This is a genomic window from Adlercreutzia sp. St.1H8 (assembly GCF_059728655.1).
This window is the reverse complement of sequence record NZ_AP039376.1, coordinates 1,886,505-1,911,696: the sequence shown is the minus strand read 5'-3', so window position 1 is coordinate 1,911,696 and position 25,192 is coordinate 1,886,505. Positions and strand designations below refer to the sequence as shown.

Genomic DNA, 25,192 nt, shown 5'->3' with positions numbered 1-25,192 from the left:
GCCGTCGCCCCGCGCCGCCGCGCCCTTGGCGCTCCTCGTGACAAATGTCACCCGTCGCGCTTGCGAAAGCGCGTCGGGCGCCATCTCGTGACAGCCGTCACTTCCGCGCGTCGGGTGCTTCTGGGATGATCGATCCTGAGGACAATCTGGGGGAAGGACGCCTTCTGTGGACATCGTATCCGTCGACAACCTCGTTAAGCGCTACGGGGATCTCATCGCGCTCGACCATTTCAACCTGCACATCCGGCCCGGCGAGGTCTTCGGCCTGCTCGGCCCCAACGGGTCGGGCAAGACCACGGCCATCAACTGCATCCTGCAGCTGCTCACCTTCGACAAGGGCGCCATCCGCCTGTTCGGGGAGGACATGGCCCCCACTCGCTATGACCTGAAGCGGCGCATCGGCGTGGTGCCGCAGAACGTGGCCGTGTTCGAGGAGCTCACCGTGCGCGAGAACGTCGACTACTTCTGCTCGCTCTACGTGGCCGACCGCGCGCGCCGCCGCCAGCTGGTGGGGGAGGCCATAGCCTTCGTGGGGCTCGAGGACTACGTGCGGTTCCGCCCGCGCAAGCTCTCCGGCGGCCTGCTGCGCCGTCTCAACATCGCCTGCGGCATCGCCCACAAGCCCGACCTCGTGTTCTTCGACGAGCCTACCGTGGCCGTGGACCCGCAGAGCCGCAACGCCATCCTCGAGGGCATCAAGGCCATGAACGAGGCCGGCGCCACGGTGGTCTACACGAGCCACTACATGGAGGAGGTCGAGGAGGTCTGCACCCGCCTCATGATCATGGACAAGGGGCGTGGCGTGGCTGAGGGCACCAACGCCGAGCTCAAGGCCATGGTGAGCACGGGCGAGCGCATCGAGGTGGAGGTGGTCGATCCCCCCGAGCCGGCGCTCGCCGCCCTGCGGGCGCTCGCGCATGTGCGGCGCGCCACGGTGATCGACGGGCGCCTGGTCGTGCTCTGCGAGCAGGGGTCGCGCAACGTGGCCGACGTGTTAGCGGTGCTCGAGCGCCACGCGGTGCCCACGGGACGCATCTACGCGGAGCCGCCGACCCTGAACGACGTGTTCCTCGAGATCACCGGCACCGACCTGAGGGACTAGGGGGCCGCCATGACCGACGTCTTCGTGATGACCCTCAAGACCCTCGTGCGCGACCGCGGCCTGTTCGTGTGGAGCCTCGCGTTCCCGATCCTGCTCTCCACCATGTTCCTGTTCATGTTCGCCAACCTAGACGACCTGCAGAGCTTCGACGCGGTGCCCACCGGCGTGGTGGCCGACGAGGCGTGGGAGGGCTCGGCTCTGGCCGCGGTAGTGGATGAGCTGGCCGAGCCGGGCGCGGCGGGGGAGGGGCCGCTGCTGGCCGTGACCTCCTATCCCGATGCCGAGGCTGCCCGCTCGGCGCTCTTCGGCGGCGAGGTGGACGGCGTGCTGTCCGTGGGCGCCGACGGCGAGCCGCGCCTGGCCGTGGCGCCTACCGATGACTCGCTCAGCGCCGTCAAGGTGAACCAGACCATCCTCCAGAGCGTCGTGAGCACCTACGCGCGCGATCAGGCCCTCGTGCGCGACGTGGCCCGCACCGACCCGGCCGCCCTGGCCGACCCGGCGCGCCTAGCCGACGCCTTTACGCCGACGGGCGCTATCGAGGCAGTGTCGCTCACGCGCTCGGCGCCCAAGGAGTCCGTGCGGTTCTACTACGCGCTGTTCGGCATGGCGGCGCTGTTCGGCGGCACCATCGGCATGACGGCCATCAGTCGCGCCCAGCCCAACCTCTCGCCGCTCGGCGCCCGCCGCGCCCTGGGGGCGATGCCGCGGGTGCGTATGCTCGTGGCCACGCTGGCCGCCAGCTGGACGGTCGCCTTCGCGTGCCTGCTCGCGGCGTTCGCCTACGTGCGGCTGGTGGCGGGGGTTGACTTCGCCGGGCGCGAGGGGCTCTGCGTGGTCGGCCTGGCCTTAGCGGCGCTGCTGGCCACGGCGCTCGGAACCTTCGTCGGCGCGCTGCCCAAGATCGCCTTCTCCGCCAAGAGCGGCATCATGACGGCGCTCGTGTGCCTGCTCTCGCTGTTCGCCGGCCTCTATGGCGAGCCGTGCATGGAGCTGGCCGACCTCATCGCCCGGGAGGCGCCGCTGCTGGCCGCCGTCAACCCGGCCGCCGTGGTGACCGACCTGTTCTACAGCCTGTACTACTACGACGCGCTCGGTCCCTACCTGGTCAAGGCGGCTACCTTGCTGGCCATGGCCGCGGTGCTGATCGTCGCGTCGCTCGCGTTTGTGAGGAGGCAGCGCTATGCGAGCATTTAAGTACGCCCTGCGGGTGGTGGCCGCCCATCCGGCCTACCTGGTCGTCTACGCCGTAGTTCTTTCCCTCATGGGGGTGTTCCTGGCCGGCGCGCTGACGACGGGGGATGATCCTGCCTATGAGCCGGCGCGCCCGGCGGTGGCAGTCGTCGACCGCGGGGGCGGCGAGCTGGCCGAGGGGCTGCGGGCCTTCCTGGCCGAGGGGTGCGACCTGGTGGCGGTGGATGACGAGCCGTTCGCGCTGCAGGACGCGGTGGCCCGCGGCGAGGCGGCCTGCGTGGTCGTGGTGCCCGCGGGCTACACCGAGGCGTTCCTCGACGCCGCGCGCGCAGGCGGCAATGCGCCCGTGCTCGAGGTGGCCTACAGCTTCGACTCGCTGGCCGGCACGCTGGCCAGCTCTGAGGTCGACCAGTACCTGGGGCTCGTGCGCGCCGCCGCCGTGCTGCAGCCCGATGCGCCGGCCGTCGAGCTGGCGCATCGCGCGGCGCAGGCGGGGGAGGAGCGCGCCGAGGTGGAGACGGTGACGCCGCCCGGCGGCACGGCCGTGGGCAGCAGCCTCGTCTTCTACCTGAAGTGGTGCTCCTACACGCTCACGGCCGCGGTCGTGGTGTCGGTGGGCGTGCTCATGGGCGCCTTCAACCGCACCGACCTGCGCCGGCGCAGCATCGTCTCGCCCGTGTCGAGCCTGACGCTCGGCCTGCACGAGGCCGGCGCTGCGCTGGTGGTGGCCCTGGGCGTGGTGGCGCTCATGCTGGGGCTTGGCTGGGCGGCCTTCGGCGGGAGCGTGGCGGCGCTGCCGCCCGAGACGTTGGGCCTGATGGTCCTGGATGTGGTGGCGCTGGCCCTCGTGCCGCTGTCGCTCGGGTTCCTGATGGGCCAGCTAGGCGCGAACGAGATGGTGGTCAATGCGGTGGGCAACATCCTCGGCATGGTGCTCGCGTTTCTGGGCGGGGCGTGGGTGCCTCTGAGCCTCATGCCCGAGGTGGTGGCGACGCTCGCGCGCTTCACGCCCGTCTACTGGTACACCGACGCCCTCGACCGCTGCGCCTACCTGACCGATCCCACCGCCGAGGCGCTGGGTGCCGTGCTGGGCGACATCGGCCTGGTGGCCTTGTTCGCGGCGGTCGTCTTCGTCGCCGCCCTGGCCGCCGGCCGCCTGCGCGTCCAGAGCGCCGCCGCCGGAGGCAACGCCGCCGCGGCCCTCCCGACGACGTAGAGGGGCGCTGGGCGGGGCGGCGCCCCAGTTGCGGCGGGCGCCGGGTGGGGCGGCGCCTGGCGGTTGGGCGCGCGCCAGGGGGGCGGCCCAGCATGGGCGGGCGCTGCGCGTCAGGGGGCGGCCCCTGGTGGTTGGGCGCGCGTCGTGCATCGGGGGGGGGCGACGCTGGCGCGACTCCCAGCTAGCCGCCTGGCGTTATCGTGCGACCTGGGCTCACCGCCTCGGGGGCGGTGGATGTCGGGGCGAGCGAGGCGCCGTCCCAGGGGAGGCGGCCGCCGCGCGCTAGGGCCCAGCATGGGCAGGCGCTGCGCGCAACGGCCGCCGGGCCTTCGAGGGGGCCGGTCTCCCATGCGACCCAGGAGCGTCCCGCCCCCTTCAGAAGCACGTCGCCCAGCTTCCCATGGAAAGGCCCCGAGCCGCCGTGCAGTGAACTGCGTCCCAAAACTTGGACGAATTAGTAAGGACTAAGCTGCTAAGGACTGATTTCGGAATTCCTCCGGAGTCAGTCCTTTCAGTTTAACCTGTCGTCTCCTCGTATTCCAATGAACGATGTAAGCGTCCAGATCTTTCTTGAACTCTTCGAAGGTAGCCCATTTCCGACCCTTGAAGAACTCATCTTTGATATGACCGAAGATCTGCTCGGTAGCCCCGTTGTCGATGCAGTTGCCCTTTCTCGACATGCTCTGCACGATGCCATGCTCTCTCAGTCGCTCGGCCCAGGCCCTCTGCTGGTATTGCCAGCCCATGTCCGAATGCAGGATCGGTGTCGCGCCCTTCGGCATCCTGGAGAAAAGCTGATCGAGGATATCGTGCTGCTGGGCCATGCTCGCGCTCTTCGACACCGACCACGCTATTATCTCTTTGCTCCCGAAGTCGTATATCGGCGCGAGATAGGCCTTGCCCCACGCCTGCTTGAACTCCGTGACGTCGGTGCCCATCTTCTGCCAAGGGCCCTCCGCTCCGAAGTCGCGCCCCAGCACGTTCTCGAAGGTCTCGCCGACGAGGCCTTTGTACGAATTGTACTTGTGATAGTCGGTTTCGCGGCGGATGCCGCAGCTGATCCCCATCTCGTGCATGACCTTCAACACCGTCTTGTCCGCGATGCGCGCGCCGCGCTCGGCGCGCAGGCACATGGCGATCTGCCGATGTCCGCAGCCGTTGGGAGTCCGTGAGAATATCTCGCTTATGGCGTCCCATAGCTCCGGTCGGGTCGGCGCCTTCGGATGCGACAGCGCGTAGTAGTAGCTCGATCGCGCCATCTCCGCCGCTTCCAGCAGATCAGCGAGCGGGTAATGCCCTGAGAGCGCGGCTACGGCCGCTGCCTTCTCCCGGTTCGAAGGCTCTTCTCCGCCCTCAGGGCCGCCAATTTTTTTAGGTAGGCGTTCTCCGCCTCGAGCTTTCGGACGCGGACTTCGAGCTCTTGCTCGCGAGTCATCCCTTCCTTCGCGGCCCCGCTCCCTTTGGGTCGGCCCTTCGGCTTGGGGCGCAGGGCTTCAGCGCCGCCCTCCCGATACGCTTTGCACCACTTGAGGAGCGCCGACCTCGAGGCTATGCCGAAAGACGCCATGGCATCGGGGACCTTCTCGCCGTCCTCGACCACCGCTTTCGCGGCGGCCAGCTTCTGCTCGTAGGTGTATCTGACCTGTCGTCCGCCCATCTGCAGCAATCCGTCCAATCCAACAGCGCCGAACTTGTAGCACCATTGTTTCACAACGGAAGGAGGAAGCGCTAGGACGGTCGCGGCCGCGTGATACCCATAGCCCTCCTCGAAGAGCTCCGCTGCGGCCCTGCGGACATCGACGTCGTATCTGATCCTAAGGTCTGATGGCATAAAGAAGCCTCCCATTTCTCGTGTCCAAGAAATGGGAGGCAGTACACAGCTCGGGGCCTTTCCCGTTTCACGTGTTCCTACTTCGCAGCCTCCACGGGCTCTTCGACACCCTCGGCGGCCGTGGGGGTCGACGCCGCCGCCTGATCCTGCGCCGTCACGTCCTGCGACCCGGCGGCGTTGCGCTCAATGGGCGCGTTCGAGTCGGCGCTTTCGGTGTCGGGGTTCACCCGCGTGGCGTCCTCGGCGCCCTCGGCGGCCGTCGGCGTGGCGGCTGCTGCCAGGTTCTGGGCGCTCTGGCCGGCCTGGTCGGGTGGGGTGGCGTGCAGGGTGAGGGCAGCCTGGCCCAGCGGGGCCAGCAGGCCATCGGCCAGCGTCTCCTCGTCGACGATCTGCACGACGCTCACTTGGGGCGCCCCCGTGGTCTGGGGCGCCTGCGACTCGGCGAGGGCGGGCTGGGCCTGCATGAGGGCGCCGGCGCCACTCAGCAGGGCGACGAGCCCCGTAGCGCAGAGCCCGGAGGCGAGCTTGCTTGCTTTTTCCATGTCGGTTCCTTCCGCTTGCGTGTCGCGCGATGCGTCGGGCACGGCTTGCCGTTGCGCTCCGAGGGGTCGCGCGCCCGGGCAGGCCGCCGCATCCTCGGATCGCTCGCGATCATAGGCCCCTGTCTCGTCCTGCCGCCTGCGTCTCCCTCATCCGTCGGCAGCCTGTGGCGTCTCCGTCATGCGCGGGAAAACAACTGCGGCGCAGCTTGTCGGCGCGTTTTTGGACACTTGCTTCGAAATTCCGAGCGAAGCCCCCTTCAAAACGCGCGTTCCCGGCCTTTGGAGAATCATGCAAAAGTCGCGACCTGGACAAACGCGTCGACGGTTCAAGGTGATGGCTTCGTCTGCCTCGGAATTTCGAAGCAAATGACCAGAAATCGCGTTTGTATGTGTATGGGCTGCTGCGGGGCGCATGGTAAACTCTCTCCATGAGCCTCATTCTCAGCCATCGATCTGCGCTTGAGCTCCACCGGATGGGATGTCCCGCAGAGCCCTTCCGAGGAAGCCTGCGCAGCGCATGGGCGAGTGAGAATGTAAACGGGAGTTTCGCTTTTGCCGTGCGAGATTCCATTACCCAGGCTCGCTACCTGACGCCTCCCTATCATTTCCTAGTTCCCTCTGAGGTCAAGCGAGCCTCGACGGACGACGTGATCTTCCATGCGGGCTGCCGTGAGCTGCCCGCTGGATCTCTGCGCCGCGTGGGGAGGGGCGTCTTCGTCGTCTCGCCGGAATGCTGCATGCGCCAGCTGGCGTGCGAGCTGGACGTGGCCCAGCTCGTGATGCTCGGTTACGAGCTTTGCGGATCGTACTCCTTCGCGACGGACGGCTCGGCCGCCTTCGAGACGCTCCCGCAGACGAGCGTAGGCAAGCTGCGCCGCCATGCCGAGGCATCCCAGGGCGCCCACGGGGTCAAGCGCATGCGGGACGCGCTGTCCCTCGTGGGGAACGGGTCGCGCTCGCCGGCCGAGACGGCGGTTGCCATGTTGCTTGGGATGCCTCACCGCTATGGCGGGTACGGCTTTCCCGCTCCTGTCCTCAACTACCGCGTCGATCCGCGGGGCAGCCGCCGGGCCCTTGTCGCCCAGTCGCACTTCTTCTGCGACCTCTGCTGGCCTGACCGGCGTGTGGCTGTGGAGTATGACAGCGACCTATGCCACACCGGCGCTGAGCGCATAGCCCGCGATGCTCGCCGTAGGGCAGACCTTCTCGCCCTGGGCATAACGGCTATCACGCTTACCCGGGCGCAGCTTTACGATGAGCGCGCCTTCCATTCGTTTGCGCTGATGCTCGCGAAGCGGCTCGGGTATCGCATTCGCATCCGATGCGAGGGATTCGAGGCACGTCGCCGACTTCTACGACAAAGGACGCTCTACTAGCCAAGCCCTTGGGCCAGAGTTTGCAAGATTGTTCCGTGTTTCTGGCCATTTGCTTCGAAATTCCGAGGCAGAGGGAGTTGTACACGAGGGGGTTTCGGGCGTTTTCCCAGGTCACGAAAAGTCGTAGAGGAAAAGAGGAGGGGTTTTCCTCGGAATTTCGAAGCAAATGGCCAGAAAACGCGATTGCGCGTGCATTTAGCACAGAGGGTGGACGCGGGGGGGGGAGCGTCGCAGGGGCAAGCGAGTCGGGGCGTCTTGTGCGAGGACGGGGATGCGTCGGGACAGCGCGCCGGCGCGCCAGGCGCGAGCGCGGATGGGAGCAGCGGACGTGCCGCATGAGAGCTCAGGCGCGCCGGCCGCGCTACTCCTGGATGATGACGCCGAGGCGGCGGGCGAGGGCAGCGGCCTGGTAGAGGTCGAGCTTGGCGCCGGCCACCTCGTCCATCGCGTCGGAGAGCACGATGCCCTCGAGCGTGCAGCTCGTCAGGTCGATGCCGGCGAGCGCGGTGCGGAAGAAGCTTGTGCCGATAAACCGGACGTCGTCAAGGGTGACGTGGCGCAGCGTGGCCTCGGACAGGTCAGCGCCGGAGAAGTCGCAGGTCTGCGCGCTGAAGGCCCACAGCCGCACCTGGTTGAGGCCGCAGAGCCCGCAGGCGCAGTCGGTCATGGCCACGTTCTCCAGGCTCGCCTCCATGAGCGAGGCGCCGGTGAGCTTGCAGTCGCGCAAGGAGCAGCGCGCGAAGCTGGCGCGGTCGAGCGTGGCGTTTGACAGGTCGCAGCGCTCGAAGGACACATCGGCGAAGGAGGCGCCTGTCAGGTCGCAGCCGGCTAGGCGGCAGTCGGCCAGGCGCGCGCCGGATACCTCCAGCTCGACCAAGGGGCGCCCGCTCACGTCGAGCCCCGCGACCTCGACGTTCTCCCAGGGCTCGTCGCCCGGCTCCCAGGTGAGGGCGCGCATCGGATCGAGGGGCGCCGGATCGCGCAGCGGCGCGGGCGCGGCGGGGCGCAGGGGCGGCGTGGCGAAGGGATCGTGCGTGAGACGGGTCATGAGGCATCCTGACAGGGGGGGGCTGGTCGGCAGGCGGGTGGGGCAGGAGAGGGGCGGGGCGGGAGGCGGGGATGGCGGGCACCGCAGGCGGCCCCTCGATGCAGGCGGCCGGCGCCCAGGCCGGCGCGGCGGGGTCTCCCGCGCGGCTCTGGGCGGCCATCGTCGGGTCGCGCCCGATCGACTGGCCGCCATCCGCCGTCTGCGCCGTGGGGCCGCCTGCGGCGCAAGGGGGCATGCGGCACCTGGCCCGCCGCGGGCGCTCCTACGCCGAGCACGCGGCGCCCACGACGAGGCCACGGGCGCCGTCGCGGGCGCCCGTGGCCGGGCAGCCTCGGCGAGCTGGCTCGGCTCCCTATGCCTCGGCGCCCCACTCGGCGTAGTAGGCGTCAAGCGCGGCGGCGACGTCATCGTCGATGACCACGCGCCCGCCCACCTCGCGCCCGGCCAGGTACTCGCGCACCTCGGCCATCGACACGATGGACGCCACGGGGAAGCCGTAGCGCTCCTCGATCTCGCGCTGCGCGGTCACTACGCCGCCACGCCCGCGCTCCATGCGGTTGAGCGATACGACGAGTCCGCGCACGTCCACGTCGGCTGCCGCCTTCAGGATCGGGTAGGTCTCGTCGATGGACTTGCCCGACGTGGTCACGTCCTCCACCATCACGACGCGGTCGCCGTCGCGCAGCTCTGACCCGAGCAGGCTGCCCGCGTCTGCGCCGTGGTCCTTGGCCTCCTTGCGGTTGGAGCAGTAGCGCGCCTCCTTGCCGTAGAGCTCGCTGAGCGCCATGGTGGTGACCACCGCAAGCGGGATGCCCTTGTAAGCCGGCCCGAACACCACGTCGAAGTCGAGCCCGAAGCTCGCGTTGATGGCCTGCGCGTAGTACAGGCCCAGGCGGTGGAGCTGCTCGCCGGTGACGTAGGCGCCCGCGTTCATGAAGAAGGGGGACTTCCGACCGCTCTTCAGGGTGAAGTCGCCGAACTTCAGCACGTCGCTTGCCACCATGAACTCGATGAACTCCTGCTTGTAGGCCTCCATGGGCGCCTCCCCGTCCTCGGGCCGCGCGTGGCGGCCGTCTGTCTACATACGGCCAACATGATACCCGATGACCGCAGGCGCTCGCGGCCGCTCGGATAAGATGGATCCGAGAACAGCCGATGGCGGCTAGGCGAAAGGACGCGGAAGATGGGCGATGCGAAGAGGGACGGCGAAGGCGGGCGCGTGATGAGGCGGGCGCTTGACGGGCTCGTGCTGCGCCATCCGGTCGTCGCGGTGGTGGCGGCGCTCGCGCTCGTGTTGGCCGTCGGCGGCGGGACGGCGGGCCTGGGGCCGGACGGCCTCGGGGCGGGATCGGATCGCGCGCCGGCGGCGTCCGGGGCGCCGGGCGACCCGGGCGGGGCGGCCCTTGAGCGGGCGACGGTCGTGCGGGTGGTGGACGGCGACACGCTCGTCGTGTCCATCGACGGCCGCGAGGAGCGCGTGCGCCTCATCGGCATCGACTGCCCGGAGAGCGTGGCGCCCGAGCCTGAGCGCAACACGCCCGAGGGCGAGGATGCCGCGGCCTTCACGAAGAGCCTGGTCAAACGCGGTGACGCGGTGTGGCTCGAGCGCGACGAGAGCAATGTCGACCAATACGGCCGCCTGCTGCGCTACGTATGGCTGGAGGAGCCGGCCAGCCCGGACGACGCGGGCGAGATAGGCGAGAAGATGCTCAACGGCGTCCTCGTGCGCGAGGGCTACGCCCAGGCGCGCCGCTATGGCGATGACGTCGCCCACGCCTCAGCCCTGGAGACGCTTGGCCGCGAGGCCTCCGGGGCCGGCCGTGGCGTCTCCGGCAGCTGGGGCTAGCCCCGCCGGCCCTCGCGACGGGGAGGTTGGCGCCTCGGCCGCCTCGGGCCGCGCGCGCCGCAGCACCCCGCATCCCGCCAGCGCCCGCATCCCGCACCCCGTCCTTCCCGCGCTGTGCCTGCGCCCCGCATCCCGCCCGCACCCCGCACGCATCCCGCCCGCACCCCGCATCCCGTCGGTCTGCTCCCTCTCGCCCCCGCGTGCGCCTCCCGCCAGCGCCCGCCCCTGCCTGCGCGCCCCGCCTCCCGCCCCGCCCGCGCCCCGCCCGCGCCCCGGCCCCCCGCGCCGGCCCGCCGACGATGGGCGCCCTGCGGAGCCGGCCCCGTGCCCCGCCTCGCGCCGGCAGCCCGTGGTAGAATCCCCGGAGAAGAAACGCCCCCGTCAGGATGGACCCTCACCCCCATGCAGACCTACCTCGCCCACTACCGCTCGCCCAACGCCTCAGCCGATCGCGCCCGCGGCCTCTTCGAGTTCGAGAGCGACGCCCGCGCGGGCACCAAGGCCAACCTCCACGACGCCCGCGTGCGCATGCTGGAGCTATTCGGCAAGGACGCGGTGAGCTGGTCCATCGACAAGGTGGAGCGCAAGACCGCTCGGGCGGAGAAGACCGACGGCCAGCTGGAGCTCGACTTCCGCGCGCCTAAGCCCGAGCGCAAGCGCAAGTACAAGAAGGAATACTGGTAGGCGCGGCCGCCCCCGGCCCGACGCGGCGTCGGCGCCTTCGCCCGGCGTCCGCCTTGTGCCCGGTGACCCGCGTCCGCCCGACCCCGAAAGGACTCCCATGGAAAACGAAGAGCTGCTCTTCCTCAAGGACCTGCTCGAGACTCCGTCTCCCACCGGCAGCGAGGTGCCTGTGGCCACCCTCGTCCGCCAGCGCCTGGCGCCCGTGGCCGACGAGATCGCCACCGACGTGATGGGCTCGGTGCACGCGCGCCTCGACGGACGCGACGCGGGGCCCTCCCTCATGCTGGCAGCCCATATGGATGAGATCGGCCTCATGGTCACCTACGTCTCTGACGAGGGCTTCCTCTCGGTGGCGGCCGTGGGCGGCGTGGACGCAGCCATCCTGCCGGGCATGCGCGTGGACGTGCACGCCTCCGGGGCCGCCGAGCCCCTGCGCGGCGTGGTGGGCCGCAAGCCCATCCACCTCATCGAGGCCGACGAGCGCAAGAGCGTCACGCCGCTCGACAAGCTCGTCATCGACCTGGGGATGCCGGGCGAGGCCGTGCGTGATGTCGTGCGCGTGGGCGACGTCATCACCTTCGGCGTGGGCTTCGAGACCTTCGGCGAGGGCATGGCCGTCTCGCGCGCCTTCGACGACAAGTGCGGCGTGTGGGTGGCCTGCCGCGTGATGGAGCGTCTGGCCGAGGCCGGCCGCGCGCCGGGCGCGTTCATCGCCGCCGCCACCGTGCAGGAGGAGATCGGCACCCGCGGTGCCATGACCTCGGCCCACGCGGTGCGGCCCGACGTGGCCGTGGTCTTCGACGTGACGCATGCCACCGACTATCCCGGCATCGACAAGGCCAAGTACGGCAAGATCACCTGCGGCGAGGGGCCGGTCATCGCCCGTGGGCCCAACATCAACCCGGTGGTGTTCGACCGTCTGGTGGCTGCGGCCGAGGCCGAGGGCATCCCGTACCAGCTGGAGGCCGAGCCCTCCGTCACCGGCACCGACGCCCGCGCCATCCAGGTGACCCGCGGCGGCATCCCCACGGGCCTCGTCTCGGTGCCGCTGCGCTACATGCACACGCCCACCGAGGTGGTGGCGCTCGCCGACCTGGAGGCCACGGTTCGTCTGCTCACCCGCTTCGCGCTCGACCTCGACGCCGAGGCGTGCTTCGTCCCCGGCATGGCCGACCCGGTGCGCCCTGGCATCCCCGTCACCCTCGCCGACCTGGACGCCGACGCCCCACGTGCCGCCGACGCCGTGACCGCCGAGGTCGAGCAGGGCGCCGGCCGGCCCGAGTCCCCCGAGCCCGCCGTCTACGATCCCAACACCGCCTCCACGGAGTAGCGCCTGTTCGCGCTCGCCCCTGGGGCGGCCCTGAGAATCCACCCAGAAGAATTCGCTCTGGAGGAGCCATGAAGAAGGAAGAGAAGACCATCGCCAAGAACCGCCGGGCGTTCCACGACTACGAGATCTTAGAGACCTGGGAGGCCGGCATCGAGCTCACGGGCACCGAGGTGCGCTCGCTGCGTGACAACCACTGCCAGCTCACCGACTGCTTCGTGCTGGTCCGCGGCGGCGAGCTGTGGCTCAACAATGTCCACATCCCGCCGTTCGCCCAGGGCAACCTCGCCAACCCGGATCCCGACCGCAAGCGCCGCCTGCTCATGCACAAGCGCCAGATCCGCTACCTTGAGGAGAAGGTGCGCGAGAAGGGCCTGGCCATCGTCCCGCTCAAGCTCTACTTCAAGGACAACGGTTTGGTTAAGGTTGAGGTGGCGCTTGCCCGGGGCAAGAAACTCTATGATAAACGTGAGAGCATGAAGGAACGCGACTCCAAGCGCGACATCGAACGCGCGATGAAGGAGCGCTCCCGCTGACGCGCCGGCAGGTGCGCGCGTTCGACGACGATGAAAGGAGCCGGCGATGGGCTTGGACGAGGAGCTTGAGATCATGGAGGAGTCGGGCGAGACCGACGCCGAGCAGATAGACGAGAAGACGGAGATCCAAGACGTGGAGGACGACCTCGACGAGATCCTGGGCGAGGACGCCGAGGAGAGCGACCTGGAGCACGCCTACGCGAGCTTCGAGACGGATGACGAGGCCGACTACGACGGCTGGTCAGATGACGAGGTGGCCGAGGCCGAGGGCGATGACGACGCGCTTGGCGAGGAGGGCTTCGAGGTCGAGGACGGCAATGACCTGGAGGCCGAGGTCATCGAGATGGAGGTCGAGGATGGCGACATCTACGCCTACCTCGTCGACGAGGACGATAACGAGATAGGCTTTATCCTGCTCGACGAGGACGGCAACGAGCAGGAGTACTACTTCGTCGAGGACGAGGCGGAGGACGAGGCGGACGGCGTGACCGTCATCCGCGCCTCCGACGAGGAGGAGTTCGACCTCGGCATCACCCGCGAGGGCGTGGCCTCGGCCACCGCGGACATGAACGCCATCTACAAGGACGGCGCCGCCGTCGTCTCCGAGCTCAAGGGCGCCTTCGACGACATCACCGAGGGCCTCGGGTTCCTCAAGAAGAAATAAGGGGCGTCTCCCGCGAAGCCGGGCGAAGGCGGTCCTGCGCGTGATGCGCGGGGCCGCCTTCGCCTTTCTGGGGGAGGGGGTCGGCGCCTTCCCCCGGGTTTTGGCGCCTGCTTCCGGATTTCTGGCCAAAAACGCCGCGGTTTACGCTGGCTTTCGGCCACCACCGGCCCAGGGGGTCGCTCGTCTCGCTCCTGACCTGGGACGATGTGAAGCTCCTCGTCGCCCCTCCGAGGAGTCCCCGCCATTTCCGCGTAAACCGTAGCGAAATTGGCCAGAAATCCGGAAGCGGGCGCCCCCGCCGCCCCGCGGCCTCGATCGGGCGGGGCGGCGCAACGTCTCCGGCGCGAGAGCCTGGCCCGCAAGCTCCGGCGCGAGAGCCTGGCCCTCAAGCCCCGGCGCAGCACGTGCCCGGACGCAGAGCGGCCCCGCGCGTCATCGCACGGGGCCGCTTCTCATAACTGGTGGAGGCGCGGAGGATCGAACTCCGGTCCATACTAGACAATCCACGAGGCTCTACAGGCTTAGTCTGCGATCAGGGTTCGCGGCGCCTCGGTTCGCAGACCGACGTTCGCGCCGCTAGCCGGTTCAGTCTTTGCCCTGGCCATACCGACTACGTGCCAAGGCGCATTCCCCTGAGATGACGCCTTCCAAGGGTCGGGGAAACCCCAAGGTCGGCGATCGCGATAACTGCTGTTAGGCAGCCATGGCGGCCGGCATGTAGTAGCCGGACTTAGAAGAAGTTTTGCCAATTAACTTGACGGTACCCCTGTTTAGCGTGGCGAGGAGACCACGACCTGCTCCTCATCTCAAGCCTACCATGTCGAAACCAGTCGCCCCCGAAGGTAAAAGCGGCGAGGCACGGCCGATGCCCGGGGCATGCCGCATCCTGCCGCAGGAGATAACCCGCAGGGTTGGTCTATTCTATCCCTGCGCGCGCTTGTGTCAAGGATAACGTGGATTGATCGTGGGGAATGCGTCGCCGCAGCTGGGGGCGCTCATCCATATGCCAAAGTGGCCGGGACAAACGGAACAATTTGATTACAATGGTCACTGCTGCCCGCGGGCGGCTTACCGCACCTATCGAGTTACTGAGAGAGACCATGGCGAAAACCAAGGGAATGCACGGAAAGAAGAAGGCCGAGTCCGCGAAGGCGGTCTCCTCGGCTCCGGCCAAGCAGGCCAAGGCGAAGACCGCGAAGGCCGCGTCCGCGAAGCCTGCGCAGGAGACGGCGAAGAAGGCCCCCGCGAGCGCCGCCAAGGCCGGCGCGGCTTCCAGGGCCGGCAAGCCGGCGGGTGCCGCGAAGAAAACTCCCGCTGCCTCTGCGAAGTCCCCCAAGGGCGCGCCCCAGCCCCCGGCGGGCGCCGGTCGGCCCGTCAGCATGAAGGAGGCCGACAAGCGCCGGAGCGCCCTCAAGGTGGCGGGCATCACGCTCGGCGCCATCGTGGGAGCCGTGGCGGCCGTGTACCTCGTCGGTGTGGCCGTCTTCGCCAACCTGTTCTTCCCCAACACCGTCATCGCCGGTACCGACATCTCGCTCAAGACCTCTGATGAGGTCCATGCCATCCTCGAGGACAAGGTGGGCGGCTACGAGTTCACCGTCAAGGGGCAGGGTATCGACCTTGAGCTCACCTCCCAGGCCGCGGGCATGTCGCTCGACGGCAAGACCATCGCCCAGGAGATGCACTCCCGCGTGGACCCGTGGCGCTGGCCGGTGGAGGTGTTCCGCGACCATGACGAGACGGCGAGCCTCGTGGCCTCCTACCAGACCACCGAGCTGGCCGACGCGCTGGCGGCCGCGGCGGCCGAGGTGAACGCCACGGCCGAGCCGCCCGTGAGCGCCACGGTGGCCTACGACGAGCGCAAGGGCGCCTTCGTCGTGGTGCCTGAGTCCTACGGCACCGCCATCGACGTGGACAAGCTCGTCGACGAGGTGTCGGCCCAGGCCGCCGTCCTCAAGCCGCACATCGCCGTGTCCACCGACGTGCTGGCCGTGCCGGACATCATCGAGGGCGACGAGCGCCTGGACGTGGCGCGCGACCAGGCCAACGCGCTCATCGCGGCCGACTTCGACCTCACCATGAACGGCATCGTGGGCGCCCAGGTGACGCCCGAGCTCGTGGCCTCGTGGGTGACCGTGGCGCCGGACCTGTCCGTCAGCCTGAGCGACGAGGCGCTCGTGGCCTGGGCGAAGGACGTGGCCGCCAACAACTCGACCATCGGCACGACGCGTTCGTGGACGCGTGCCGCCGACGGCAAGGCCCTCAGCGTGTCCGGCGGCGACTACGGCTGGCGCGTGGACGCCGACGGCCTGGTGTCAACGGTGCGTGACAACGTGGCCGCCGGGCAGACCTCCGCGGTGGAGATGCCGCTCAAGAGCAAGGCGGCCGCCTGGAACGGCGCCGGCGCGCCCGACTGGGGCGCCCGCTACGCCGAGGTGGACCTCGCCTTGCAGCACGCATGGCTCTATGGCGACGATGGCTCGGTCATCTGGGAGAGCGACATCGTCACCGGCAACCCGAACCTGGGCAACGCCACGCCGGCCGGCGTCTACTACATCAAGTCGAACGCCGGCGCCTCCGAGCTCATCGGCCTCAAGCCCGATGGCACCGAGGACTACCGCACGCCCGTCGACTTCTGGATGCCCTTCAAGGGCAACTCCATCGGCTTCCACGATGCCAACTGGCAGTCGTCCTTCGGCGGCAACCGCTATACCTACGCTGGCAGCCACGGCTGCGTGAACCTGCCGCCCGCCAAGGCTAAGGAGCTCCACGACCTGCTGCGCGTGGGCGACCCGGTTATCGTTCACGGCTAAGCAAAGAGAGGCGGCCCCGGGTTCGGGGCCGCCTCTCTTCGCGCCCAGGAGCCGACGGGGCGCCGCCTGCTGCCGACCCGAGGACGGCGGGGCGGCGCTCGGCGTTGGCGAGGCGCGCTCGGCCTGCGTGCTAGAATCCCGGGAGGTGCTCCGTCATGTCCGGGCAGCCTCGAGAGAGGAGCTGCCTATGGACACGCAGACAGTCATCGCGGTATGCGAGATCTTGTTGGTGATTATCGGGATCATCGGGCTCGTCCTGGTGCGAAGAGAATGACGGACGGCGTTGGAGAAAAAGAAAGGCCGGGCTGCTTTAAGAGGTACCCGGCCTAACTGATAACCCGATGCTGCCCGGGATGAGCGGGGCACCGATTGGGCCCATCTTAGCACATCCCGCCGACCATCGCCACCGGCGTTCGCGAGGTCGGCGATGGCCGCGTCCCTGCTTTAGACTGCCCAATCCAGGGAAACGCAGGCGCCGCCAAGGCGTCTCTTCCGCGGATGCCTCTGATGCGATTGCAGCGTCGCGTTAGGCGATCGCCGTCGCCGAAGCCCCCCCGATGCCCATTGCCCAATGGGCGGCGCACTGCGCTGGTAGAGTGCAAGCACTGTTCGATTGCTCGTGAAACGTGGTGCCGGGGGTGCTCATGGGAAAGCTCTGCTGCCAGATATGCGGGGGAGACATCGTCTTTGATGGCGGAACGAAAGGGGGCACGTGCTCGCGATGCGGCCTGTCGTACTCGCATCAAGACTTGCGGAGCCTTGGGCTGCAAGGCCAAGCGCCCGCGTCACCCGCGCCCCCGTCTTCCGATGCCGATCATGCGCAGGTAGACGTGGACGCCGTTCAGCAGCCTTGCGGGGAGGGGACGTGCTCTGCGGCGGAGGGCTCGAGCGAGGGCGCTCGCATTGGCTGGTGGCGCACGAATATCGGGTTATCGATAGCCGGAGCGTTGGCCATCTGCGCCTTTAACGCCCTTCCGTATCTGGGCGACTTTGCGCCGTGGCTTGGCATCGTCGACTGGGTGCTCGCCATCGCCTTGGCGATGGGCACGTTGCTGTATGCCCTGCGCGTATATCCGTCCTATTTCGGCTCTCAGCCAAAGCTGACCTCGTCTGCGAAGGTGAGCTTCCTCAACTGCTTCCTTGGCGGCCCCCTTTTCGGGTGTCTGTGGAACCGGAGCCTCACGCGCGGCAAAAAGGGTGTCTCTCATATTGTCATGAGCGTTCTTACGAGCTTGACGCTAGCACTCGGCGTGCTGATGCTTGCCGCCGAGCTGGCTCCGAGCCCCGAGGAGAGAATGTTCGAGCGGATTACGAGGCCGGGGGAGATGCTCGATGAGACTACGTGGGTGTCGGAGCCGATATACCCCGATATCGTGAATGACAACCCGAGCTCGGTGTTCATCTACTGGGACGTCTTCAACAATGATGCTTGCTGGATACTCTCGGAGGCCACGGGGAGGCCCTATGACGAGCTCCACCAAGCGGGGGACGGGGTCAAATCCACTCGCAAGGAGGTCGTGCTGGAGGGGGCGCAAAGGCAGAGCGGCTATGCCATGCAGGCTTCAGGCGGCTCTCGTGGCGAACCTCTTGTGGAATGCGCGAGTATAGAGCGACTTAATTCGTCCGGGCGGGGCAACGCGCCGAGGCGCCAATTGCAGAACTGCAGCGAGTCCTCTTCTCATGTGGTGACCTACGACTACGTGTTTCAGGTGGATGGCGTTCAGTGCAGGATGGAGATGATGCAGCTCTACGAACATGAGGCGGGGACGCAGTATCCCGCGGGTCACAAGGGATCTCGAGTGCCCTGGTACGTCTTCATAAGCGTTGAGGGCTACGCCTGATCGGTCGCTGCTCTTCCGGCAGCGCTGCTGCGCAAGCGCTCGCGACGCCTGCCTCCCGCGTTCGGCGCGCCGGGGAGGGGGTGCGATTCGCGAGCGCAAGCTGGCCAAAATCGACGACTTGACGACACGCGGCGCCGGGCTGCTCTTCTCGTGCGCCGCAAACCCCCAGGTCGCGGATGGGCGATGCGCGCGTTGTGCGTGAGAGGGATGCGCGTGGTCGCCTTTTCGGCCTCCTTTTGTCGTCAAGTCGGGTTTTTTGGCCAGTTTGCGCCCGCAGAGCGAGCGAGGGCGGCTGCCTCCGCTCGCGCTAGGCCGTGAGGTCGGCGTAGGCGAAGGGGACGAGCCGGCCCAGGTCGTCGGGGGCCATGGTGATCTGGCAGCCGATGCGGCCGCCCGAGAACGTGATGTCGTCGAAGAGCTGCGCCGTCTCGTCCACGCGCGTGGCGAGCAGCTTCTTCTGGCCGATGGGGGAGCAGCCGCCGTGCACGTAGCCGGTGAGCGGCAGCAGCTCCCTCGACTTGACCATGGCCACCGCCTTCTCGCCGACCGCCGCGGCCGCCTTCTTGAGGTCGAGCTCGGCGGCCACGGGGATCATGAACACGTAGTGCTCGCCGGACTTTCCCACGGTGACGAGCGTCTTGAACACGCGGTCGGGGTCGAGGCCGAGCATCGCGGCCACCTCCACGCCCGAGGGCGCGCCCTCGCAGTCGAACAGGCGGAACTCGTGCGGGATGCCTGCCGCGTCGAGCTCGCGCAGGGCGTTGGTCTTGGCCTCCTTCGCGTGCCTGGCCATGGGCGCCTACGCCTCCAGGATGTCGTCGCGGACGAAGTTGGTCATGACCTTGGGCTCCACGGCCGGCGGATTGATGCCGGCAGCGCGGCCCGCCTCCAGGCTCTTGGCCAGCCACGCCAGGTTGCGGGCGAGCATGCGCAGGGTGTGCAGGCCCTCGCCGTCGCCTGCGACCTCGCCCTCGGCGCGGCCGTGGGCGAGCGCCCAGTAGGTGGACGACGCCACGGGCATGCAGTTGATCTGGAAGTACTTGTTGATCTGGTCGACGGTGAGCGTGGTGCCCGCGCGGCGCGCCACGGCCACGCCCGCGGCCGGCTTGAAGCGCATGAGCGGGCCCCCGGCGTAGAACATGCGGTCGAGCAGGCCGATGAGGCTGCCGTTGGCGCCGGCGTAGTAGACCGGTGAGCCGATGACGATGGCGTCGGCCTCGGCGGCCTTGGCGATGAGCTCGTTGCAGGGATCCTCGTTAAAGACGCAGCGGCCGTCGCCGTTGCGCGAGCAGATGCCGCAGGCGATGCACCCGCGGATGGGCTTGTTGCCGATCCAGGCGATCTCGCACTCCAGGCCCTCGGCCTCGAGCGCGCCGGCCACCTCCTCGAGCGCGCGGTTCGTGTTGCCCTTCCAGCGCGGGCTTCCGTTGATGAGCAGTGCCTTCATGGCGGGTGTCTCCTTTCCGGGCGCGCGGCGCCCTGCGACTCTTTTCGCCGACGATTGTAAACCATGGAGTCGGCTCCAGGGAAAGGGTCGGGCCGGCCGTAGCCCGCAGCCCGCCGCCGTGGGTTCTTCGCGGCCGCCTGGCGCCTGCGCGGCGTGCCTGCCGGCGGTGGGGTATACTTCCGTTCCATGGACACCTTCGCCCCCCTCCTCGCCGGCCGGGACGACCGGCCTGGCTCCTACGACAACGCGCCCATCGGCGTCTTCGACTCCGGCTACGGCGGGCTCACCGTCATGCGCGAGATCATGGCTGCGCTGCCCGAGGAGGACATCATCTACGTGGGCGATTCGGCGCGCTGTCCCTACGGCCCGCGCGACCTGGCGGAGGTGCGCGGCTTCGTGCGGCAGATCTGCCGCGTGCTCGTCGATCGCGGCTGCAAGCTCATCGTCATCGCCTGCAACACCGCTACCGCCGCCGGCCTCGAGCAGGCGCAGCGCGAGTTCTCCGCGCCCGTCATCGGCGTGGTGGAGCCGGGCGCCCGCGCCGCGGCCATGACCACGCGCAACCGCCGTGTGGGCGTGGTGGCCACCCGCGCCACGGTGGAGTCGTGCGCCTACGCCGACGCCATCCGGCATATCGACGCGGGCATCACCGTATTCTCCACGGCGGCGCCGCGCTTCGTCGAGATCGCCGAGCTGGGTATCCGCATGGCAGAGGGGCCCTTCGAGAGCTACCTGTCCGAGGCCTCGAAGGTCTACATCCGCCCGGAGTTCGAGGCTATCGCGCGTGAGTACCTGGAGCCGCTGCGGCGCTCCGCCATCGACACGCTCGTGCTCGGCTGCACGCACTACCCGCTGCTCAAGGCGCTCATCGGCGGTGTGGTGGGCCGCGAGGTGACGCTCATCTCGTCGGCCGAGGAGACGACGCGCGACGTAGCCGAGATCCTGCGTCGTCGCCACGGCCTGGCGCGGCCCGGCAACGTGGCCGCCTACGAGTTCTACACCACCGGCGCCGACGTGGCGGAGTTCGCCCAGTTCGGGAGCCGGGTGCTCAACATGGATCTGGCGCGGGCCGCGCATCTGGACCTGCCGCCGCTGGACTAGGGAAGGTGCCGGCCGAACGCCGGCGCCAAGGCTGCCCGCCGGAGCGCAGCCGAGAAGAGGAAGGGGACGCGCGTGAAGACCGTCGTCATCGCCACCAACAACGCCCATAAGGTCGCCGAGATCACCACGGCGCTCGACTTCGCGGGCTGGGAGTTCAAGACCCTGCGCGAGGCGGGACTCGAGTCCGACCCGGAGGAGGACGCCGACACCTTCGAGGGCAACGCGCGCATCAAGGCGCTCGCCGCCCGCGCCGCAGCCGAGGAGGTGCTCGGACGCCCCGTGGCAGCGCTCGCCGATGACTCGGGGCTCGAAGTGGACGCCCTAGACGGCGCGCCGGGGGTGTACTCGTCGCGCTACGCCGGGGCTGACGGCGACGACGCGGCCAACAACGCGAAGCTCCTGTGCGAGCTGGCCGGCACGCCCGACGCCGAGCGGACGGCGCGCTTCGTGTGCACGCTCGTGTTCGTGGACGAGGACGGCGCCGAGTTCGTGGCGCGCGGCACCATCGAGGGCCGCATCGGGCACGAGGAGCACGGCGAGGGGGGCTTCGGCTACGACCCGCTGTTCCTGCCCGAGCGGTTTTCCGACGGCCGCACCCTGGCCGAGGTGACCCAGGACGAGAAGAACGCCATCTCCCACCGCGGCAACGCCCTGCGCGAGCTGAGAGCGCTGCTGGGGTAGGGGAGACGGCGTTGGGGCAGGGGGTGGCCGATCCGCACGTCTGCGCCGGCGCGCGCCGCGCGGCTTCTGCTATAATCGAGCGCGTCTCGTCGGGATGTGGCGCAGCCTGGTAGCGCGCCTGCTTTGGGAGCAGGATGTCGCAGGTTCGAATCCTGTCATCCCGACCAGCGACTTCACGGGAGCCGGCACGCGCCGGCTCTTTTTTGCGCCGGAGACGGCAAGGCCCCCGGCCTCGCGGAGGGAGGCCGTCGGGGAGGGGCTGGCTGCTCCCGTCGGCCGGGCTAGGTTGTGGGGGGCGCTCGACGGCTCGGGCGCCGGCGGGCCCTGTCGACGCTGCGGGTGCGTGTTGCGAGACGGGGGGGGGTTCGCGGCGCGTCGGGCCCCGCCGTCGTTTTGCGTGCAATTTCGACGACTTTGTGACAAAAAATCAGGCGAAGGGGAGCTACTTCGGCCTCGCGATGGGGGTATGACGACAACGCGGTCATCGCTTACCTGGGAAAACGCGCGATGCGTGCTGCGATCTCCGGGTCCGGTTGTCGCAAAGTCGTCGAAATTGTGCAGTTTTTCTCGCCGGGCGTCGCGCCCGTCGAGCGTCGTGGGCTCCCGTCGCCCCGTCGGACGCCGCCTCCGCCCTCTGCCAGGTGCTGTCCCTCCGCCCTCCGCCAAGCGTCGCGCCCGCCGCCGGTCCCGCCGTTCTGCCGAGCGTCGCGCTCGCCCGTGCCCCTCCGTCTCCGCTGTCCCCGCCGAACCCCGCCGCCCCCGCCGGCCCCCTGGCCCTGCTGAGCGTCGCGCTCGCCCGCTGCCGGGTGCTGCCTCCCGGCCCCCGCCGACCCCGCCACCTCCGCCCTCCCCGCCCCGCAGGCGCGATTCTCCCGTGAGGTGGCTCGGCGGCATGTCGCGGTTCCTGCGGGCGCGTAACGGATCATCGCCCGATGACTCCGCGTCACGTCTCCAGCCGTCTCGGTTGCGTATCATCCGCTCCCAACTGCGAAGAAGGGAGCGATCATGGAGAACACGAGGAGCGGATCTGCGGGCATGGCGCCCGGCGCCGACGCGGCTGCGGCCCCGGCGGGCGTCGAGGACGCCGGGGCCGCAGCCGAGATGTCCGGCGTGCGGGCGGCCGCGGGCGCCCTCGGGGCCGCAGCTGCCATCGGCGCGCCGTCCAGCCTGCCGACGGTGCTGCTCATCTGCGGGTCGCTGCGGGAGCGCTCGCTCAACCGCCAGGCGGGCCAGCGCGCGGCCACCCACCTGGCCGGGCGTGCGCAGACGCGCTGGCTCGACTACGCGAATCTGCCGTTCATGAACCAGGACGCGGAGTTCCCCCCGCCCGCCGAGGTGCGCCGCGTTCGCGCCGAGGTGGCGGCGGCCGATGCGGTGTGGGTGTTCTCGCCCGAGTACAACCACGGCGTCCCCGGCGTGCTGAAGAACCTGCTCGACTGGCTGTCGCGCCCGCTTGAGCCCGGCGGGTCTGACACCGTGGCCAAGGGCAAGCCGGTGGCCCTCAGCTGCGCCGGCGGTGGCGCGCGGGCGCGCTATTGTGCGGCCGATCTCGCGGAGACGCTCGCGTTCATGCAGGTGGATCTCGTGCAGACCGTCCACGCCCAGGTGGCGCTTACCCGTCAGGACTACACCACCGACGTGCTCCGCATGACGCCCGGCGAGGACGCCGCCCTGGCCCTCCAGGCCGACCTTCTGATGGGGAAGCTCGCGGGGAGGCTCGCACAGCCCCTTCTCTAGAGGAAGTCGACGACGCCACAGTGGGTGTGGTAGATGGCGCCGCGCACCATGAGGCGGCCCGCGTGTTCGAGAGCGGCCAGCTCGGGCAGCGCGCGCAGCTCGTCGATGGCCGCCTCGGTGTTGAGGACGCTTGCCCGGTAGGGGTCGCGCTCGCTGCCGAGGGCCGCGGTGATGCGCTCGGTGATGGGCGCGAGCGACCCGGCCTCGCCGTCGAGTGCCGCCTTGATGGCGCCGCAGTGGGTGTGCCCGAGCACGAGCAGGAGCCGCGTGTGCAGGTGCTCGCAGGCGTAGAGGACGCTTGCTGCCTCCGTCGGCCCCACGACGTTGCCCGCCACGCGGATCACGAAGACCTCGCCGAGCCCGGTCATGAAGATGTGCTCGGGGACGACGCGGGAGTCCGCGCAGGTCACAATGGTGGCGAAGGGGCGCTGGCCGTTTTCGAAGAGGTCGCGCACGCGCTCGGGCGACAGGTCGCGGTGATGGTCGAGCGCCTCCACGTAGATGCGGTTGCCCTCTGCGAGGCGTGCGAGCGCCTCATCAGGCGGGACGTGCGCGTCGCCGTCGAAGTCGTCTGCCGTGTATCCGCAGGTCATCAGGTGCCTCCTTGCCTTGCCCGCGCCTTATTCTACTGCGCCCGCCGCAGGTGCCCGGCTTCGTCCCCCGCGTCTCGCCGATATCGCCGGTTTCCGGTCAGGCGGGCGGGCGAGGATGGCGCTGCTGCCGAGCGGGGAAGGCGGTAAAGACGAAAGCCGCCTGGCGATGCGATGCTGGGCGGAGGCGCGGGAAAAGGGACGGGGCGGGGCCGTGCTGTGCCATTGCCGCCTTTGTCCGGCGGGCTATCGCTGCGCGCGGCGTGTTCGCGCGCCGGCAGGCAACAGGCTGTTGCTTTACGGGACGCTGTGGACGTGATTAGATGGGCCAACCGACTGAAAGGAGCCCCGCCATGCCCGTCGATTCCGCCGCCATCTCCGGCGCATCCCCCGTCAGCCCCGCCCCTGCTGCGCCGGCTGCGCCCCCGCTGCGCCAGTCCGCCTTCGGCATGCCGGTGAGCGCGCTGCTTCCCCGCCTGCGCGAGGAGCGCGGCCTCACCCAGCAGCAGCTGGCCGACCGCCTCTACGTGACGCGCCAGGCCGTCTCGCGCTGGGAGCGCGGCGAGACGCGTCCCGGCATCGACATGATCAAGCTCATCGCCGCCGTGCTCGACGTGCCCGTGACCCTGCTCATGGAGATGCCGCCCGAGGGCGCCTTCTGCCAGAGCTGCGGCATGTACCTCACCCGCGACGAGGATCGCGCCCGCGCTGCCGACGGCACGCCTTCCGACGAGTGGTGCGCCTGGTGCGTGAAGGAGGACGGCAGCTATGCCGCCGACTGCACAATGGAGGAGATGATCGAGTTCTGCGCACCGATGATGGCCCAGGCCAACGACGTGTCCCCCGACGACGCCGTCTCCCTCATGGGCGTGGTGCTCCCCCAGCTCAAGCGCTGGCGCGCGGAATAGGGCGGGGAAGGGACGGGGTTGGAGCCGGGGCATCGCAGCGGGGCGCCCCGGCGGTTCCGCGCTCTGAAAAAGAAAGGAGCCCCGAGAGGCTCCTTCCTGCCCGATCTGCCGGCGCCAGGCCTGCTTGGCCCGGGCGCGGTTGTAGCGCGTGTCGCCGTGCGGGCCGTGGCCGCAGGCGTAGCCGTTGTAGCGCGGCTTGCCCGCCAGCGTGGCCTCCTCGGCCGTCTGGCGCCAGACCACCGTGCCGCTGGGTGCGCTGCGGCGCTTCCGCTTCTTGGACATATCGCCTCACCTCCTTCAGGCTCGCAGGGAACGTTTGTCATAGTACCATAGGGTCGTATGCACGCAGCCGCCTGGCCGCGGTAGGCCGTGAATTGCGGAGGAGGGTGTCGTGGCGGACGCCCTTCGCTCTTCGGAGGGCACGCGATCGGCGGATGTGCGGTTCTTGCGGCTAAAGTGGCCAAAAAAGACGAGTTGACGACGGTGGAAGTGGCATTTCGCATCTCTTCTGCGCTTCCCAAGGAAGAGTATCCTATAGGTAACTTTTACGACCTGGGGTTTTGCTGCGAAGGGTGTCGAAGAGCGCTTGCCCCTTGTCGTCAACTCGTCTTTTTTGGCCACTTTGCGAGTGATGCTCTCCTCAGGCCGGCTGCTCGTCGGTGCCGAGGGATGCATTTAGGTGGAGCCTCGATTCGCGCTCGATAGCCC

The 25,192-nt window shown here is 69.0% G+C and carries 23 protein-coding genes, 1 tRNA gene and 1 other RNA gene; 16 read left to right on the top strand and 9 right to left on the bottom strand.

Translation table 11 applies throughout. From position 1 onward, the window contains the following. Positions 1-166: 166 nt before the first annotated feature. The 3 genes from AC6I0Y_RS07520 to AC6I0Y_RS07510 are packed head-to-tail and all read left to right on the top strand — an operon-like array spanning position 167 to position 3,512. Complete coding sequence (locus AC6I0Y_RS07520) at positions 167-1,102, top strand: ABC transporter ATP-binding protein (protein ID WP_497730622.1); 936 nt, start codon at positions 167-169, stop codon at positions 1,100-1,102. Between the two features lie 9 nt (positions 1,103-1,111). Further along, positions 1,112-2,299, top strand: coding sequence for an ABC transporter permease (locus tag AC6I0Y_RS07515; RefSeq protein ID WP_497730619.1), 1,188 nt, complete (start codon positions 1,112-1,114; stop codon positions 2,297-2,299). Continuing rightward, positions 2,286-3,512, top strand: coding sequence for an ABC transporter permease (locus tag AC6I0Y_RS07510; RefSeq protein ID WP_497730616.1), 1,227 nt, complete (start codon positions 2,286-2,288; stop codon positions 3,510-3,512). Before AC6I0Y_RS07515 ends, AC6I0Y_RS07510 begins: the two co-directional genes overlap by 14 nt. A gap of 464 nt (positions 3,513-3,976) precedes the next feature. Here AC6I0Y_RS07510 and AC6I0Y_RS07505 read toward each other — a convergent pair whose 3' ends face one another. The 3 genes from AC6I0Y_RS07505 to AC6I0Y_RS07495 all read right to left on the bottom strand — a co-directional run bounded on the left by AC6I0Y_RS07505 (position 3,977) and on the right by AC6I0Y_RS07495 (position 5,885). Then, on the bottom strand, positions 3,977-4,879 hold the full coding sequence (locus AC6I0Y_RS07505; protein ID WP_160214616.1) for an IS3 family transposase: 903 nt from the start codon (positions 4,877-4,879) through the stop codon (positions 3,977-3,979). Further along, on the bottom strand, positions 4,822-5,343 hold the full coding sequence (locus tag AC6I0Y_RS07500) for a helix-turn-helix domain-containing protein (RefSeq protein WP_217983490.1): 522 nt from the start codon (positions 5,341-5,343) through the stop codon (positions 4,822-4,824). Before AC6I0Y_RS07500 ends, AC6I0Y_RS07505 begins: the two co-directional genes overlap by 58 nt. A 77-nt stretch (positions 5,344-5,420) precedes the next feature. Continuing rightward, entirely contained in the window at positions 5,421-5,885 is a 465-nt protein-coding gene (locus AC6I0Y_RS07495; RefSeq protein WP_497730609.1) for a hypothetical protein, read from the bottom strand. Positions 5,886-6,442: 557 nt separating this feature from the next. Here AC6I0Y_RS07495 and AC6I0Y_RS07490 point away from each other — a divergent pair. Further along, complete coding sequence (locus AC6I0Y_RS07490) at positions 6,443-7,261, top strand: hypothetical protein (protein ID WP_497730606.1); 819 nt, start codon at positions 6,443-6,445, stop codon at positions 7,259-7,261. Between the two features lie 361 nt (positions 7,262-7,622). Here the strand turns inward: AC6I0Y_RS07490 and AC6I0Y_RS07485 are convergent, their stop codons facing one another. Both AC6I0Y_RS07485 and pyrE read right to left on the bottom strand, forming a co-directional pair. Next, on the bottom strand, positions 7,623-8,309 hold the full coding sequence (locus AC6I0Y_RS07485; RefSeq protein WP_497730603.1) for a pentapeptide repeat-containing protein: 687 nt from the start codon (positions 8,307-8,309) through the stop codon (positions 7,623-7,625). A 352-nt stretch (positions 8,310-8,661) separates the two neighbouring features. After that, complete coding sequence (pyrE, locus tag AC6I0Y_RS07480; RefSeq protein ID WP_497730600.1) at positions 8,662-9,345, bottom strand: orotate phosphoribosyltransferase; 684 nt, start codon at positions 9,343-9,345, stop codon at positions 8,662-8,664. Positions 9,346-9,492: 147 nt separating this feature from the next. On the opposite strand from pyrE, the gene AC6I0Y_RS07475 reads away from it, so the two are divergent. The 5 genes from AC6I0Y_RS07475 to AC6I0Y_RS07455 all read left to right on the top strand — a co-directional run bounded on the left by AC6I0Y_RS07475 (position 9,493) and on the right by AC6I0Y_RS07455 (position 13,366). Beyond that, the gene (locus AC6I0Y_RS07475) at positions 9,493-10,155 is read left to right on the top strand and encodes a thermonuclease family protein (protein ID WP_497730597.1); all 663 of its coding nucleotides are present in this window, start codon (positions 9,493-9,495) and stop codon (positions 10,153-10,155) included. A gap of 402 nt (positions 10,156-10,557) precedes the next feature. Beyond that, positions 10,558-10,839 carry a hypothetical protein gene (locus tag AC6I0Y_RS07470; RefSeq protein ID WP_160709953.1) on the top strand — a complete coding sequence of 94 codons (282 nt, stop codon included), beginning with the start codon at positions 10,558-10,560 and terminating at the stop codon, positions 10,837-10,839. A gap of 97 nt (positions 10,840-10,936) precedes the next feature. After that, positions 10,937-12,169, top strand: a complete 1,233-nt coding sequence (locus tag AC6I0Y_RS07465) for a M20/M25/M40 family metallo-hydrolase (RefSeq protein ID WP_497730594.1) — start codon at positions 10,937-10,939, stop codon at positions 12,167-12,169. A gap of 68 nt (positions 12,170-12,237) precedes the next feature. Continuing rightward, complete coding sequence (gene smpB / locus AC6I0Y_RS07460) at positions 12,238-12,702, top strand: SsrA-binding protein SmpB (protein WP_160709951.1); 465 nt, start codon at positions 12,238-12,240, stop codon at positions 12,700-12,702. A 46-nt stretch (positions 12,703-12,748) separates the two neighbouring features. Beyond that, on the top strand, positions 12,749-13,366 hold the full coding sequence (locus AC6I0Y_RS07455; protein WP_497730591.1) for a hypothetical protein: 618 nt from the start codon (positions 12,749-12,751) through the stop codon (positions 13,364-13,366). A gap of 459 nt (positions 13,367-13,825) precedes the next feature. Here AC6I0Y_RS07455 and ssrA read toward each other — a convergent pair. Then, positions 13,826-14,204, bottom strand: a transfer-messenger RNA (tmRNA) gene (gene ssrA, locus AC6I0Y_RS07450). A 262-nt stretch (positions 14,205-14,466) separates the two neighbouring features. Here ssrA and AC6I0Y_RS07445 point away from each other — a divergent pair. Both AC6I0Y_RS07445 and AC6I0Y_RS07440 read left to right on the top strand, forming a co-directional pair. Continuing rightward, positions 14,467-16,179: a L,D-transpeptidase gene (locus tag AC6I0Y_RS07445; protein ID WP_497730589.1), complete on the top strand. Its 1,713-nt coding sequence runs from the start codon at positions 14,467-14,469 to the stop codon at positions 16,177-16,179. A gap of 830 nt (positions 16,180-17,009) precedes the next feature. Further along, the gene (locus AC6I0Y_RS07440; protein WP_497730587.1) at positions 17,010-18,020 is read left to right on the top strand and encodes a hypothetical protein; all 1,011 of its coding nucleotides are present in this window, start codon (positions 17,010-17,012) and stop codon (positions 18,018-18,020) included. Positions 18,021-18,327: 307 nt separating this feature from the next. On the opposite strand, the gene ybaK is transcribed toward AC6I0Y_RS07440, so the two are convergent. Together ybaK and AC6I0Y_RS07430 are read right to left on the bottom strand one after the other, a co-directional pair. After that, the gene (ybaK, locus tag AC6I0Y_RS07435) at positions 18,328-18,813 is read right to left on the bottom strand and encodes a Cys-tRNA(Pro) deacylase (RefSeq protein WP_497730585.1); all 486 of its coding nucleotides are present in this window, start codon (positions 18,811-18,813) and stop codon (positions 18,328-18,330) included. Positions 18,814-18,819: 6 nt separating this feature from the next. Further along, positions 18,820-19,467, bottom strand: a complete 648-nt coding sequence (locus AC6I0Y_RS07430) for a flavodoxin family protein (RefSeq protein ID WP_497730582.1) — start codon at positions 19,465-19,467, stop codon at positions 18,820-18,822. A gap of 186 nt (positions 19,468-19,653) precedes the next feature. Here AC6I0Y_RS07430 and murI point away from each other — a divergent pair, with 186 nt between their 5' ends. The 4 genes from murI (at position 19,654) to AC6I0Y_RS07410 (ending at position 22,986) form a co-directional block, all read left to right on the top strand. After that, a complete protein-coding gene (gene murI, locus AC6I0Y_RS07425; protein WP_497730579.1) occupies positions 19,654-20,568 on the top strand; it encodes a glutamate racemase in 915 nt (304 codons plus the stop codon). Positions 20,569-20,640: 72 nt separating this feature from the next. After that, a complete protein-coding gene (gene rdgB, locus AC6I0Y_RS07420) occupies positions 20,641-21,249 on the top strand; it encodes an RdgB/HAM1 family non-canonical purine NTP pyrophosphatase (protein ID WP_497730576.1) in 609 nt (202 codons plus the stop codon). 90 nt (positions 21,250-21,339) lie between these two features. Next, a tRNA-Pro gene (locus AC6I0Y_RS07415) sits at positions 21,340-21,416 on the top strand. Positions 21,417-22,254: 838 nt separating this feature from the next. Then, complete coding sequence (locus AC6I0Y_RS07410; protein ID WP_497730574.1) at positions 22,255-22,986, top strand: NADPH-dependent FMN reductase; 732 nt, start codon at positions 22,255-22,257, stop codon at positions 22,984-22,986. On the opposite strand, the gene AC6I0Y_RS07405 is transcribed toward AC6I0Y_RS07410, so the two are convergent. Beyond that, complete coding sequence (locus tag AC6I0Y_RS07405) at positions 22,983-23,579, bottom strand: carbonic anhydrase (RefSeq protein WP_497730572.1); 597 nt, start codon at positions 23,577-23,579, stop codon at positions 22,983-22,985. The genes AC6I0Y_RS07410 and AC6I0Y_RS07405 overlap by 4 nt on opposite strands. 350 nt (positions 23,580-23,929) lie before the next feature. Between AC6I0Y_RS07405 and AC6I0Y_RS07400 the strand changes: the two genes are divergently transcribed. Beyond that, entirely contained in the window at positions 23,930-24,484 is a 555-nt protein-coding gene (locus AC6I0Y_RS07400; RefSeq protein WP_497730569.1) for a zinc ribbon domain-containing protein, read from the top strand. Positions 24,485-25,192 lie beyond the last annotated feature (708 nt).

Excerpts from the sequence above, each read along its gene's own strand:
- AC6I0Y_RS07515 (WP_497730619.1), top strand. The coding sequence starts at position 1,112 with ATGACCGACGTCTTCGTGATGACCCTCAAGACCCTCGTGCGCGACCGC.
- AC6I0Y_RS07510 (WP_497730616.1), top strand. The coding sequence starts at position 2,286 with ATGCGAGCATTTAAGTACGCCCTGCGGGTGGTGGCCGCCCATCCGGCC.
- AC6I0Y_RS07500 (WP_217983490.1), bottom strand. The coding sequence starts at position 5,343 with ATGCCATCAGACCTTAGGATCAGATACGACGTCGATGTCCGCAGGGCC.
- AC6I0Y_RS07495 (WP_497730609.1), bottom strand. The coding sequence starts at position 5,885 with ATGGAAAAAGCAAGCAAGCTCGCCTCCGGGCTCTGCGCTACGGGGCTC.
- AC6I0Y_RS07485 (WP_497730603.1), bottom strand. The coding sequence starts at position 8,309 with ATGACCCGTCTCACGCACGATCCCTTCGCCACGCCGCCCCTGCGCCCC.
- pyrE (WP_497730600.1), bottom strand. The coding sequence starts at position 9,345 with ATGGAGGCCTACAAGCAGGAGTTCATCGAGTTCATGGTGGCAAGCGAC.
- AC6I0Y_RS07475 (WP_497730597.1), top strand. The coding sequence starts at position 9,493 with ATGGGCGATGCGAAGAGGGACGGCGAAGGCGGGCGCGTGATGAGGCGG.
- AC6I0Y_RS07470 (WP_160709953.1), top strand. The coding sequence starts at position 10,558 with ATGCAGACCTACCTCGCCCACTACCGCTCGCCCAACGCCTCAGCCGAT.
- AC6I0Y_RS07465 (WP_497730594.1), top strand. The coding sequence starts at position 10,937 with ATGGAAAACGAAGAGCTGCTCTTCCTCAAGGACCTGCTCGAGACTCCG.
- smpB (WP_160709951.1), top strand. The coding sequence starts at position 12,238 with ATGAAGAAGGAAGAGAAGACCATCGCCAAGAACCGCCGGGCGTTCCAC.
- AC6I0Y_RS07455 (WP_497730591.1), top strand. The coding sequence starts at position 12,749 with ATGGGCTTGGACGAGGAGCTTGAGATCATGGAGGAGTCGGGCGAGACC.
- AC6I0Y_RS07445 (WP_497730589.1), top strand. The coding sequence starts at position 14,467 with ATGGCGAAAACCAAGGGAATGCACGGAAAGAAGAAGGCCGAGTCCGCG.
- ybaK (WP_497730585.1), bottom strand. The coding sequence starts at position 18,813 with ATGGCCAGGCACGCGAAGGAGGCCAAGACCAACGCCCTGCGCGAGCTC.
- AC6I0Y_RS07430 (WP_497730582.1), bottom strand. The coding sequence starts at position 19,467 with ATGAAGGCACTGCTCATCAACGGAAGCCCGCGCTGGAAGGGCAACACG.
- murI (WP_497730579.1), top strand. The coding sequence starts at position 19,654 with ATGGACACCTTCGCCCCCCTCCTCGCCGGCCGGGACGACCGGCCTGGC.
- AC6I0Y_RS07410 (WP_497730574.1), top strand. The coding sequence starts at position 22,255 with ATGGAGAACACGAGGAGCGGATCTGCGGGCATGGCGCCCGGCGCCGAC.
- AC6I0Y_RS07405 (WP_497730572.1), bottom strand. The coding sequence starts at position 23,579 with ATGACCTGCGGATACACGGCAGACGACTTCGACGGCGACGCGCACGTC.
- AC6I0Y_RS07400 (WP_497730569.1), top strand. The coding sequence starts at position 23,930 with ATGCCCGTCGATTCCGCCGCCATCTCCGGCGCATCCCCCGTCAGCCCC.